Genomic DNA, 12,281 nt, shown 5'->3' with positions numbered 1-12,281 from the left:
CTGCGACCCGATCCTGTGCCAGGGGGACAGACCCCTCGGCAACTCCTGCTCGGGGTCAGTCCCCGGCTAGAAGATCGTGCTGATGGATGCCTGCGCGAAGTCGATCACCGCCGTCGGCAGCACGCCGAGGTAGAGCACGCCGACGAGCGCCAGCACCAGCCCTGACATGGCCAGGCCGGTGATCGGGGCCGGCACGGGCCGGGCATCGCGGTCGGTCATGAACATCATCACGACAATCCGCAGGTAGAAGAACACCGAGACCACGCTCGACAGCACGCCGATGATGGCCAGGCCGTAATAGCCCGAGCCGATCGCGGCGCTGAAGACATACCACTTGGCAATGAAGCCTGCGGTCGGCGGGAAGCCGCCGAGCGACAGCAGGAAGAAGGTCATCAACACGGCCAGCGCCGGGTGGCTCTTGAACAAGCCGGCGTAGTCGCGCAGGTCGTCGTTGGCGCGCTCGCGCGTGCCGAGCAGGGCAATCACTCCGAAGGCGCCAAGGTTGGTCAGCGCATAGGCGGCCAGGTAGAACAGGATGGCGGCCTTGCCGACGTCGTTACCGGCGACCAGGCCGGCCAGGATGTAGCCGCCGTGCGCAATGCTCGAATACGCCAGCATGCGTTTGAGGCTGGTCTGCGCGACACCGACGACCGTGCCGAGAATCATGGTCGCCGCGGCAATGGCCCACAGCACCGGCGCCCAGTCGGTAATCATCGGCTCGAGCGCCGACAGGAACACGCGCACGAAGGCGGCCACGGCCGCGGCCTTCACGCCGGTCGACATGAAACCGGTCACGACCGCCGGCGCACCCTCGTAAACGTCGGGCGACCACATGTGGAACGGCACCGCCGCCACCTTGAAGGCAAAGCCGACAATCAGCAGGCCGACGCCCAGCAGGATCATCGGGTTGCCGCTCATCGACTGGGCGGCAATCACCGAGCCGATGCGGTCGAGGTTGGTGCTGCCGGTCACGCCGTAGAGGAACGCCACGCCGTAGAGAAAGAACGAACTGGCGAAGGCGCCGAGCAGGAAGTACTTGAACGCCGCCTCGGTGCTCTGCTGCTGCTCGCGCCGGATGCCGGTGAGCACGTAGACCGCAATCGACATGGTCTCGAGCGCCAGGAAAATCACCAGCAGGTCGGTGGCCTGCCCCATCAGCATCATGCCGACGATGGCGAACAGCATGATGGCGTAGTACTCGCCCGCCGGGATGCCGTCGCGCTCGACGGTTTGCGACGAGAAGATCACCGTCAGGATGCCGACGCCCACCAGGACCAGGTTGACGAACAGCGAGAAGTTGTCGGCCGTCACCACGCCGAAGCTGGTGGCGTTGCGGTTCCACAGCAGGATCGACGCCGCGCCGGCGCCAATCAGGCCGATGATGGCCAGCCCGCCAATGGGCATCTTCTCGTCGCGGCCGCGGAACGCTTCCGCGAGCAGGACGACCAGACCAGCCAGGGTCACGCAGAGAATCGGGATGACGGCGTCGAACTGGCTGCTGATCATCGACCCGCCTCCGCCAAGACGCCGGGTGTCTTTTCAGCAAGTTTGGGGTCTGAAAAGACACCCGGCGTCTTCAACACGACCAGCGGCTGGCGTGCCTGCACGCGATCGACCAGGCGCTGAATTGCCGGCTCCATCGGTTTCAGGAACACGTTCGGGAACACGCCCATGCCGATGGCGGCGGCCGCCAGCGGACCCACAATCGCCCACTCGCGGAACGACAGGTCCTTGAGGCCGGCGTTATGGCTGTTGGTGATCTTCCCGTAGAAGACCCGCTGGAACATCCACAACATGTAGACGGCCGAAAGAATCACGCCGAGGGCGGCGACCACGACGAAGCGCGGATCCCACTTGAAGGCGCCGAGCATGATCAGGAACTCGCCGATGAACCCGTTCATGCCGGGCAGGCCGATCGACGACAGCGTCAGGATCAGCATCACCGCCGTCAGCCGCGGCATCACCGTCTTGAGGCCGCCGAACTCGCTGATCTGGCGCGTATGCCGCCGGTCCGAGAGCATGCCGACGATGCAGAACAGGCCGCCGGTGCTGACGCCGTGGGCCAGCATCTGGTACGACGCGCCCTGCAGCCCCTGCATGTTGAACGCGGCAATGCCGAGTACCACGAAGCCCATGTGGCTGACCGACGAGTAGGCCACCAGCTTCTTCATGTCGGGCTGCACCATCGCGACGAGCGCGCCGTAAACGATGGCGATCACCGCCAGCGTGGCGAGCAGCGGTGCGAAGTAGAGCCCCGCCTCCGGGAACAGCGGGAAGGCCAGGCGAATCAAGCCGTAGCCGCCCATCTTCAGCATCACGCCGGCCAGGATCACCGAACCGGGCGTCGGCGCCTGCACGTGCGCATCAGGCAGCCAGGTGTGGAACGGGAACAGCGGCACCTTGATGATGAACGCCAGCGCAAACGCCAGGAAGAACCAGTACTGCGTGCTGGCCGGAATCGACAACTCGTAGAGCTTGAGCAGATCGAAGCTGTACTCGCCGGTCGCCGACTGGTGCAGCCACGACAGGCCAATAATCGCCACCAGCATCAACACGCTGCCGGCCATGGTGTAGAGGATGAACTTGACGGCGGCGTAGATACGCTGGTCGTAGCCCCAGATCCCGATCAGGAAGTACATCGGGATCAGGACGAAGTCCCAGAAGATATAGAAGAGGAAAATATCGAGGGCGCTGAACACGCCAATCATCGACGCCTCGAGCAGCAGCATGAAGATCGAGAATTCCTTGACGTTCTTCTCGATGCTGTCCCACCCCGACAGCAGCGCCAGCGGCGTGAGGAAGCCGGTCAGCACCAGCAGCATCAGGCTCAGGCCGTCGATGCCGACGTAGTACTCGATGCCGAACGCCGGGATCCAGGCGCGCCGCTCGACGAACTGGAACGCCGGCGCGCCGGCCGACGGGTCGAAGCCGGCCCACAGCGCCAGCGTGACCGCGAAGGTCACGAGCGAAATGGCCAGCGTCAGGTTCCGGACCAGCGCGTTCTTCGCACCATCGCGGTTCGACACGAACAGCAGCAGCACCGACCCGATGATGGGCAGGAGGATGGCGATGGAGAGTAGGGGCAACCCGTTCACGTCGCGCTATCTCCAGAAGTAATAGGCAAGGATTGACACCGCGCCCGCGAAAATGGCTGCCGCATAGGTCTTGACCGACCCGTTCTGCAGCAGCCGAAGAACAATGCTGACGCCGCTCACGAAGTAGCCTGCGCCGTTGACCGCGCCGTCGACGACCTTCACGTCAAAGCCGCGCCACAGGCCTTCCTGGGACACCACCTTGATCGGTTGCACGATGGTCGCGTCGTAGACCTCGTCCACGTAGTACTTGTTCAACAGCAACTTGTGCACCCCGGAAAACTGGGTCGCCATCTGCGCCGGGATGTCCTTGCGCTTCAGCCACAGGAACGTCGCCAGCCCGATGCCCGCAAAGGCGACCAGCGACGAGACGGCCATCAGCGTCAGCTCGAGCGCCGCGTGGTCCGCGACGGCCGCGCCCTCGCCCGGCAGGCAGTCGGCCAGGGCGATACCGGCCAGTTCGCCGACCGCGACCGGCTGGCCGCAGTTGGTCGCCTGGAAGGCCGGCTCGAGCCACGTGCCAAGCGCCAGGTGGCCGCCGAGCGCATGCGGAATGTTGGTGTAGCCGGCCAGGATCGAGCCGATCGCCAGCACAATCAGCGCGAACGCCATCGGCGCCGGCGCGTCATGCAAGTGGGGCTGGTGGGACGGGTTGGGCTGGTGCGGATGGCCGTGGTCGTCGTGACCGTGAGCGTGCGCCGCCGCTGCGCCGAACCGTTCCTCGCCGTGGAAGGTCAGGTGCACGAGGCGGAACATGTAGGTCGCCGTCAGCAGTGATGTCAACACGCCGACCGCCCACAAGATCTGGCTGCCGTGCAGGAAGGTCTCGAACAGGATCTCGTCCTTCGAGAAGAACCCCGACAGGAACGGCACGCCGGAAATGGCGATCGCGGCAATCACGAACGTCCAGTAGGTGATCGGGATGTGCTTCTTGAGGCCACCCATCTTGCGGATGTCCTGCTCGCCGTGCAGTGCGTGGATGACCGCGCCCGAACCGAGGAACAGGCAGGCCTTGAAGAAGGCGTGGGTCATCAGGTGGAAGATACCGGCGCCGAAGGCGCCCATGCCCATGGCCAGGAACATATAGCCCAGCTGCGACACGGTCGAGTACGCCAGCACCCGCTTGATGTCGTTCTGCACCAGGCCGATGGTGCCGGCCAAGAGCGCCGTGGCGGCGCCGACGACCGCGACGATGGTCATCGTGATCGGCGCATGCTCGAACAGCACGGCGTTGCGGCCGATCATGTAGACGCCCGCGGTGACCATGGTCGCGGCGTGGATCAGGGCCGACACCGGGGTCGGGCCTTCCATGGCGTCGGGCAGCCAGGTATAGAGCGGAATTTGCGCCGACTTGCCGGTCGCGCCAATGAACAGCAGCAGCGTGATCAGCGACAAGGTGCCGAAGGTCACCTCCACCGGCATTTCTTTCGCGGCCAGCGCGATGGTGGTGAAGTCGAGCGAGTTGAACGTCACCACCAGCAGCAAGGCGCCGAGCAGGAACGCGAAGTCACCAATCCGGTTGACGACGAACGCCTTCTTGGCGGCATCCTGGGCCGCCTGCTTCTCGTAGTAGAAGCCGATCAGCAGGTACGAGCACAAGCCGACGCCTTCCCAGCCCACGAACATCACCAGGACGTTCGAGCCGAGCACCAGCATCAGCATGAAGAAGCAGAACAGGTTCAGGTACGAGAAGTACCGGGCGAACGCCTCGTCGGTTTCCTCGTGCATGTACGAGGTCGAGTAGATGTGAATCAGCGAGCCGATCCCGGTGATCACCAGGATCATCACCGCCGACAGCGCGTCGAGGCGCAGGGCGAGGTCGAGCGAGAAATCGCCCGCGGTGATCCAAGTGAACAGCGTCTGGTTGATCTGCCGCGACTCGGGCGGCATGGCCGAGAGCGACCACACCTGCATCACGGCGAGCAGGAACGAGACCACCATCACGGCCGACGCCAGTCCGCCGGTCACCGCCTTGGGCAGCCGCCGCCCCATCGTCGCATTGACGAGGAAGCCGGCGAACGGAAGGAGTGGAATAAGGGCTAGCACCGGGTCACCACTTCAAGGACGTGAAGGCTTCGGGGTTGAGCGACTCGCGGTGGCGGAACAGGCCAATCACCAGCGCGAGGCCGACGGCGGCTTCGGCGGCGGCGACGGTCATCACGAAGAACGTGATGATCTGGCCGTCGACGGTGCCGAGCTGGCGGCCGAACGCGACAAACGCCAGGTTGACCGCGTTCAGCATGATTTCCACCGACAGCAGCAGCGTGATCAGGTTGCGGCGCAGGAACACGCCGGCCGCACCGATCGAGAACAACAGGCCCGAGAGCACGAGATAGTGGCCAATCGACATGGTCACTTCTCCTTCTTCGCGAGGATGACCGCGCCGACCATCGCCACGATGATCAGGATCGAGGTCACTTCAAACGCGAACATATAGTCGGTGAACAACACGCGGCCGAGCTCGGCGACCGACGACACCGCCGGGTTGCTGTCGGCCACGCCGGCGCCGAGGCCGGCGGTGCGCGACAGCGCCCAGGCCAGTTCGAGCGCCAGCAGCACCGCGAGCACGCCGCCGATGCGGACCGCCATCGGGCGGTACAGCGGGTGCGCGCGATCCCATTCCGCCGCGTCCTCGCGCGGCACGTTCAGCAGCATCACCACGAACAGGAACAGCACCATGATGGCGCCGGCGTAGATGATGATCTGCACCACCGCCACGAACGGCGCCTCGAGCAGCACGTAGAGGCCCGACAGCCCGAAGAACGAGGCAATCAGGGCCAGCACGCTGTAGACCGGGTTTCGCTGGGTGACGACCAGCAACGACCCGAGCACCGCGGCGCCGGCGAAGGCGTAGAAGAGCAACGCGTCAGAGCTCAAAGTAGAGCACCCCCGCGGCTGTGAGAAGCATGTTGACCGTCGCCAACGGCAGCAGCACCTTCCATCCAAACGCCATCAGTTGGTCGTACCGGAAGCGCGGGAGCGTCCACCGCAGCCACAGGTAGCAGAACAAGAGGAACGCCAGCTTGATCAGGAACCAGATCCAGCCGTACTCGGGCGGGATGAACGGACCGTGCCAGCCGCCCATGAACAGGTTCACCGCGACCGCCGAGACGGTGACCATGTTGATGTACTCGGCCATGAAGAACATGGCGAAGCGCATCGAGCTGTATTCGGTGTGGTAGCCGGCCACCAGCTCCTGTTCGGCTTCCGGAAAGTCGAACGGCGCGCGGTTGGTTTCGGCGATGCCGGCGCAGGCGAACACGAAGAACGCGACCGGCTGGATGAAGATGTACCACTTCGGGATGAAGCCGAACCAGTAGCCCTGCTGCAGGTCGACGATCTCGGTCAGCGACAGCGACCCGGCGAACATGACCACCGTGGCCAGCGAAATGCCGTAAGCCAGCTCGTAGCTGATCATCTGCGCCGAGCTGCGCAGGCCGCCGAGCAGCGAGTACTTCGAGTTGCTGGCCCAGCCGGCCAGCACGATGCCGTAAACGCCCATCGAGGCGACCGCGAAAATGACCAGCACCGCGACGTCGAGGTCGGCGATCACCAGCGCCATCGGCTCGGGCAGCAGGCCGTAGAACGTGGTCGCTGCGCCAAAGGGCACCGGGCCGAACGCCAGGAACGCGGTGGTCACCGAGATAATCGGCGCCATGGTGAACAGCAGCGCATCCGCCGCCTTGGGCCGCAGTTCTTCCTTGAAGAACAACTTGACGATGTCGGCAATCGGCTGGAGCAGGCCGTGGGGACCGACCCGCGTCGGACCGAGACGCTGCTGCATGAACGCCGCGACCTTGCGCTCGGCGTAGACCATCACGGCCGCCGAAATCTGCAGCGCCATGAACACCACGCCGACCAGCGTGGCGTAGGCAATAAACATCGGCGACGTGACCCAGGTGATGATGTCGGCCACGTTAGTGGGTCCCTGCCAGCTTGGCCGTCTGTGAACGATACGCTGCGGGCTTGGGTTGGGTGCCGGTCACGTAGGCTTCGAACTCCGGCTTGAACAGCTTGAGGGTGGTCAGCACCGGCGTCGCCGCCGCGTCGCCGAAGGCGCACAGCGTCTTGCCGTTGATCTGGTTGGCGACACTGCCGAGCAGGGCGATGTCCTTCTCGGTGGCCTGGCCGTTGATCATGCGATGCAGGATGCGATACAGCCAGTCGGTGCCTTCGCGGCAGGGCGTGCACTTGCCGCACGATTCGTGACGGTAGAAGTGCAGCAGGTTGTCGGCGAGCCAGACCATGTCGGTGGTGTCGTCGAGCGCCATGATCGCCGCCGAACCCAGCAACGAGCCGGCCTGCTGGACGGCGTCGAAGCTGGCCGGGATGTCGAGTTGCTCCGGCAACAGGATCGGCACCGAGGAGCCGCCGGGAATGACGGCCTTCAGCGTGCGGCCGTCGAGCGGGCCGCCGGCGTAGTCGTAAATCAGTTCCTTGAGGGTGACCTTCATCGGCGCCTCGAATACGCCAGGACGCTTCACCGCGCCGCTCACGCAGAACAGCTTCGGGCCGCCGTTCTTCTCGGGCCCGAGCGCCACGAACCAGTCGGCGCCGCGCGTCATCACGAGCGGGACATTGCAGAGGGTCTCGACGTTGTTGACCGCCGTCGGGCAGCCCCAGGCGCCTTCGACCGCGGGAAAGGGCGGCTTGAAGCGCGGCTGGGCGCGCTTGCCTTCGAGCGACTCGAGCAGCGCGGTTTCTTCGCCGGCTTCGTAGGCGCCGGCGCCGCGGTGCAGGTAGACCTCGCAGTCGAAACCCGAACCGAGAATGTTCTTGCCGACGAACCCGGCCTTGCGGGCATCGTCGATGGCCTTCTGCATGGTCGGGAAGAGGTGCTGGAACTCGCCGCGAATGTAGATGTAGGCGGCTTTCGAGCCGATTGCGAAGCAGCCAATCAGGCAGCCCTCCACCAGGAGGTGGGGATTGCGCTCCATCAACAGGTGATCCTTGAAGGTGCCCGGCTCGCTCTCGTCGGCGTTGCAGACAATGAACTTGGGCTTGGGCGACTTCTTGTCGACGAACTGCCACTTGAGCCCGGTCGGGAAACCGGCGCCGCCGCGGCCGCGCAAGCCCGACTTCTTGACGTCTTCGATCACCGCGTCGGGGGTCATCGTCAGGGCCTTCTTCAGCCCTTCGTAGCCGGCCTGGTTCTGGACGTAGTGATCCAGTTCCGCGCCGCCCGGCGTGTACGCGTACTTCGTGAGTACGGGTTCGTAGTCGGGCACCGACTTGGGCTTCACCGGCGTGGTGGTCTTGCCCTGCCACTCGCTTTCGGGACGGCCCTCGATGGCGAGGTGGCAACCGCCAAGCGCCTTGAGGCCATCGGCCTTGATCCGGTCAACGAACGCGCCGGCCGCCTCGGGCGCCAGGTGCTCGTGCCAGTGATCGTTGTTCACCATCACCACCGGCGCGCGGTCGCACGCGCCGAGGCATTCCATCGGCTGGATGGTGAACATGCCGGTCGGGTCGGTCTGGCCGGCCGTGATGCCCAGCTTGCGCTCGAGTTCTTCGACGACCCGTTCGGCGCCGGCCAGCGCGCACGACAGGGTCGTGCAGACCTGCAGCACGTACTTGCCCACCGGGTTGCGGTGGAACATCACGTAGTACGAGACGACGTCCTCGACCTCGGCGGTCGTGCAGCCAATCACCTCGGCCACGTGGCGCGCCACGTTGTTGCTGATGTAGCCCTGCTGCGCCTGCGCGAGATAGAGCGCATGCAGCACCGCCGACTTGCGGTGCTCGGGCGCGTAGTGCGCGGCAAACTCCTCGAACTGCGCGCGCGCCTCGGCGCTGAACGCGAACTCCGGGCCCTCCGGCAGCGTGGCCCGCATCGAGCGATGCCAACCCTCCGTGCCGTACGGCATCGTGGGATGAAAGCTCATCGGTCCACGTCTCCCATCACGACGTCGAGCGATCCAATCACGGCGATCACGTCCGCGATCATGCCTCCGACGACGAACTTGTGCAGGGCCTGGCAGGCAAACAGTGCGGGCGCGCGCATGTGCACGCGCCACGGACGATTGGTGCCGTCCGAGACCACGTAACAGCCATGCTCGCCGCGCGGCCCTTCGACCGGGACGTAGGCGTCGCCGGCCGGCACCTTGAAGCCCTGCGAGTAAATCAGGAAGTGCTGAATCAGCGCTTCCATTTCCGTGTAGACCTGGTCCTTGGGCGGCGGCACGACCCGCCGGTCATCGCACGCCCACGCCCCGACCGGGTCAATGCGCTCGAGCGCCTGGTTGCAGATCTTGACGCTTTCGCGCATCTCGGCCATGCGCGTGAGGTAGCGATCGTAGACGTCGCCGTTCGAGGCGCCGATCACGTCGAACTCGTAGGTGTCGTAATCGCAGTACGGGAAGGCGCGGCGGACGTCGTAGTCGCCGCCGGCGGCGCGGGCGATCGGGCCGAACAGCCCCCACTTGCAGCAGTCGTCGTAGCTGATCACGCCGACGCCGCGGGTGCGGTCCATCCAGATCGGGTTCTTGGTAATCAGCGTTTCGTATTCATCGATCTTGCCCGGCATTCGGTCGAGGAACGCCCTGACCGCTTCCTTGTACCCGCGCGGGATGTCTTCTTTCAGGCCGCCGACCCGGATATAGCTCGGGAAGAACCTGAAGCCGCCGAGCATCTCGTTCAGGTTCATGATGATTTCGCGCTCGCGTAGCGCGTGGAGCAGGCCGGTGATCGCGCCAATCTCCATGGCGTGCGTGCCGAACCACACCAGGTGGCTGCTGAGGCGCTGCAACTCCGCGATCAGCACGCGGATCGCGCTGACCCGCGCCGGCATCTGCTCGTCGAGGCCGAGCATCTTCTCAACCGTCAGGCAGAACGCCAGGCTGTTGGACTGGGCGCCGAGGTAATCCATGCGCTCGACCAGCGGGATCACCTGCTGCCACTTCTTCTGCTCGCAGGTCTTCTCGATGCCGGTGTGCAGGTAGCCGACGGTCGGCGACACCGACACCACGGTCTCGCCATCGAGCTCCAGCACCAGCCGCAGCACGCCGTGCGTGCTGGGGTGCTGTGGCCCCATGTTGACCGTCATCGTCTCGGTGCGTACGTCAGCCATTCAGCTCTTCCTCAACCCACTCGCAAAGGATGTGCAACATGGTGATGTGCACTTCCTGAATTCTCGGCGTCCGATCGTCGTCGACCGCGAGATGAATCGCCGCCATCGGTCCGGCCTCGCCGCCTCGCCCGGTCAGGGCAATGGTCACGAGCCCCCGCCGATTCGCTTCCTCGAGCGCCCGCACCACGTTCGGCGAGTTCCCGCTGGTGGTAATGCCCAGCGCGATGTCGCCGGCCTGGCCGTGCGCCTCGATCTGCCGCGCGAATACGCGATCAAACCCGTAGTCGTTGCCGAGCGCGGTCAGGATACTGGTGTCGGTCGAGAGCGCAAGTGCCGGCCACGCTCGACGCTCGACCAAATACCGCCCGACCAGTTCCGCCACGAAGTGCTGGGCGTCGGCGGCACTGCCGCCGTTGCCGAACACCAGAATCTTCCGTCCCTGCCGCAGCGCCGCCACCATCGCCTCGGCGGCCTGCGTCAATCCGCGAACGTCTTGCGCCGCCCGTTCATGAGCCCGCGCCGCCTCGCGCAGCGTTGCCGCCGCCCGGCCACTGCGCGCCTCGTCCGTCATTTCGGTTTGGCAGCCGTCCGCTGGTAGCGATCGCGCTCCATGTTCGCCTTGAACTCTTCTTCGGTGATCTGCAACGGCATGTAGGTCTGCGCGTCCTTCCGCAACTGCACCGGGTAGTCCTTGCGCAGCGGATGGCCTTCCCACTCGTCGGGCATCATCAACCGGCGCAGATCGGCGTGGCCGTCGAACACGAGGCCAAACAGGTCGTAGAGCTCGCGCTCGGGCCAGCCGGCGCCCGGGTAGAGCACTGACAGCGTCTCGATCGCTTCCTGGGCGTTGATTTGCACTTTCAGTCGCACGCGCGCGCGGCGGTGCGGCGACACCAGGTGATAGACCAGATCGAAGCGCGGCAGGCGGTGGGGATGAAAGTCCACCGCGGTGACGTCCGAGAACGCGATGAACTCGAGGCCCGGGGCCTGCAAGGCGCGGCACGTCGGGACGATGAACTCGCGCGGCACGCCGATCGTCGGCGTCACGGCGGCGTCCGCCGAGGCCAACGCCTGGAACGTCGCGCCGGGCACCGCCGGCGTGATCGCGGCGATCAGTTCGTCAGCGGTCATGCGATGCGGACCTTCGGGGTCTGATCGAGCTTCGAGGCGGCAATCTTCTTCTGCAGCTGCACGATCCCGTAGATCAGCGCCTCGGGACGCGGCGGGCAGCCGGGAATGAACACGTCAACCGGCACGACCTGGTCGGAGCCCTGGACGATGGCGTAGTTGTCGAACACGCCGCCGCACGACGCGCAGGCGCCCATCGAGATCACCCACTTCGGCTCGGGCATCTGGTCGTAGATGCGGCGCATCGCCGGGGCCATCTTGCGCGACAGGCGGCCGGCAATGATCATCAGGTCCGCCTGCCGGGGCGAGCCGCGGAACACTTCCGCGCCAAAACGCGCCAGGTCGTAGCGGCCGGCGCCCGTCGCCATCATCTCGATCGCACAGCAGGCCAGGCCGAACGCCACCGGCCAGATCGCCGACCGGCGCGCCCACTGAATCATGAATTCAGCAGACGTCGTCAGGACGGGGATTTCGTAATCAGTTTCGAGTCCCATAACGGTATCTCTTCACCACGGCCGGGCCGGGTTTGGGCGCGTGCTTGTAGTCGGGATCAAACTCGGGGCCCCAATCGAGCACGCCCTTGCGCCAGATATAGATGTAGCCAACCATCAGGATCAGGAAAAAAACGACGATCTGGATCAGGCCCGTCCAGCCCAGGTCGCGCATCGCCATGGCCCACGGATAGAGAAAGGCCACTTCGATGTCGAACAGCAGGAAGATCATCGCAATCAGGTAGAACTTCACCGACTGCCGCTCGCGCGCGTCGCCGACCGGCGGCATGCCGCACTCGTACGCTGCCAGCTTTTCGGGCGTGGGATTGCGCGGGCCGAGGAAGTACGACAGCACCACGGAGACAATGCCGAAGCCGACCCCGATCGCCGCTAGTAGTAGGATTCCGCCCCAGCCGTCCATGTTCTAAGACACCCGTTTGCGCCGCGAATTATGTCACGCACGCCAGTTTTCTGCGCGCTTGTGAAGGATATCACACGCAC

At 65.2% G+C, this 12,281-nt stretch carries 11 protein-coding genes and 1 pseudogene; all 12 read right to left on the bottom strand.

Annotated elements, in window-relative coordinates; genetic code table 11:
• Positions 1 to 66: 66 nt before the first annotated feature.
• The 12 genes and pseudogenes from Q8T13_22105 to Q8T13_22050 all read right to left on the bottom strand — a co-directional run bounded on the left by Q8T13_22105 (position 67) and on the right by Q8T13_22050 (position 12,201).
• Positions 67 to 1,506 (bottom strand): NADH-quinone oxidoreductase subunit N, encoded by a 1,440-nt coding sequence (locus Q8T13_22105; GenBank protein MDP3720465.1) that lies wholly within the window; start codon positions 1,504 to 1,506, stop codon positions 67 to 69.
• Complete coding sequence (locus tag Q8T13_22100) at positions 1,503 to 3,095, bottom strand: NADH-quinone oxidoreductase subunit M (protein ID MDP3720464.1); 1,593 nt, start codon at positions 3,093 to 3,095, stop codon at positions 1,503 to 1,505. The genes Q8T13_22105 and Q8T13_22100 overlap by 4 nt, the downstream gene beginning before the upstream one ends.
• A 6-nt stretch (positions 3,096 to 3,101) precedes the next feature.
• Entirely contained in the window at positions 3,102 to 5,138 is a 2,037-nt protein-coding gene (nuoL, locus tag Q8T13_22095; GenBank protein MDP3720463.1) for an NADH-quinone oxidoreductase subunit L, read from the bottom strand.
• 4 nt (positions 5,139 to 5,142) lie between these two features.
• Entirely contained in the window at positions 5,143 to 5,442 is a 300-nt protein-coding gene (gene nuoK, locus Q8T13_22090) for an NADH-quinone oxidoreductase subunit NuoK (GenBank protein MDP3720462.1), read from the bottom strand.
• A 2-nt stretch (positions 5,443 to 5,444) separates the two neighbouring features.
• Positions 5,445 to 5,969, bottom strand: a complete 525-nt coding sequence (locus tag Q8T13_22085; GenBank protein MDP3720461.1) for an NADH-quinone oxidoreductase subunit J — start codon at positions 5,967 to 5,969, stop codon at positions 5,445 to 5,447.
• On the bottom strand, positions 5,959 to 7,008 hold the full coding sequence (gene nuoH / locus Q8T13_22080) for an NADH-quinone oxidoreductase subunit NuoH (protein ID MDP3720460.1): 1,050 nt from the start codon (positions 7,006 to 7,008) through the stop codon (positions 5,959 to 5,961). Before nuoH ends, Q8T13_22085 begins: the two co-directional genes overlap by 11 nt.
• A 1-nt stretch (position 7,009) precedes the next feature.
• A complete protein-coding gene (nuoF, locus tag Q8T13_22075) occupies positions 7,010 to 8,977 on the bottom strand; it encodes an NADH-quinone oxidoreductase subunit NuoF (GenBank protein ID MDP3720459.1) in 1,968 nt (655 codons plus the stop codon).
• A complete protein-coding gene (gene nuoD, locus Q8T13_22070; GenBank protein MDP3720458.1) occupies positions 8,974 to 10,161 on the bottom strand; it encodes an NADH dehydrogenase (quinone) subunit D in 1,188 nt (395 codons plus the stop codon). Before nuoD ends, nuoF begins: the two co-directional genes overlap by 4 nt.
• Positions 10,154 to 10,732 carry a D-sedoheptulose 7-phosphate isomerase gene (locus tag Q8T13_22065; protein MDP3720457.1) on the bottom strand — a complete coding sequence of 193 codons (579 nt, stop codon included), beginning with the start codon at positions 10,730 to 10,732 and terminating at the stop codon, positions 10,154 to 10,156. Before Q8T13_22065 ends, nuoD begins: the two co-directional genes overlap by 8 nt.
• Positions 10,729 to 11,292 carry an NADH-quinone oxidoreductase subunit C gene (locus Q8T13_22060; GenBank protein ID MDP3720456.1) on the bottom strand — a complete coding sequence of 188 codons (564 nt, stop codon included), beginning with the start codon at positions 11,290 to 11,292 and terminating at the stop codon, positions 10,729 to 10,731. The genes Q8T13_22065 and Q8T13_22060 overlap by 4 nt, the downstream gene beginning before the upstream one ends.
• A 35-nt stretch (positions 11,293 to 11,327) precedes the next feature.
• A pseudogene (gene nuoB, locus Q8T13_22055) lies at positions 11,328 to 11,783 on the bottom strand (NADH-quinone oxidoreductase subunit NuoB).
• The gene (locus Q8T13_22050; protein MDP3720455.1) at positions 11,767 to 12,201 is read right to left on the bottom strand and encodes an NADH-quinone oxidoreductase subunit A; all 435 of its coding nucleotides are present in this window, start codon (positions 12,199 to 12,201) and stop codon (positions 11,767 to 11,769) included. Before Q8T13_22050 ends, nuoB begins: the two are co-directional and overlap by 17 nt.
• Between the last annotated feature and the right edge of the window lie 80 nt (positions 12,202 to 12,281).

Source organism: Acidobacteriota bacterium (assembly GCA_030697165.1).
In the GTDB taxonomy this organism is placed as follows: Bacteria; Acidobacteriota; Vicinamibacteria; order Vicinamibacterales; family UBA2999; genus 12-FULL-67-14b.
This window is presented reverse-complemented; position numbering and strand designations above follow the sequence as displayed.

Excerpts from the sequence above, each read along its gene's own strand:
- Q8T13_22105 (MDP3720465.1), bottom strand. The coding sequence starts at position 1,506 with ATGATCAGCAGCCAGTTCGACGCCGTCATCCCGATTCTCTGCGTGACC.
- nuoK (MDP3720462.1), bottom strand. The coding sequence starts at position 5,442 with ATGTCGATTGGCCACTATCTCGTGCTCTCGGGCCTGTTGTTCTCGATC.
- nuoF (MDP3720459.1), bottom strand. The coding sequence starts at position 8,977 with ATGAGCTTTCATCCCACGATGCCGTACGGCACGGAGGGTTGGCATCGC.
- nuoD (MDP3720458.1), bottom strand. The coding sequence starts at position 10,161 with ATGGCTGACGTACGCACCGAGACGATGACGGTCAACATGGGGCCACAG.
- Q8T13_22065 (MDP3720457.1), bottom strand. The coding sequence starts at position 10,732 with ATGACGGACGAGGCGCGCAGTGGCCGGGCGGCGGCAACGCTGCGCGAG.
- Q8T13_22060 (MDP3720456.1), bottom strand. The coding sequence starts at position 11,292 with ATGACCGCTGACGAACTGATCGCCGCGATCACGCCGGCGGTGCCCGGC.
- Q8T13_22050 (MDP3720455.1), bottom strand. The coding sequence starts at position 12,201 with ATGGACGGCTGGGGCGGAATCCTACTACTAGCGGCGATCGGGGTCGGC.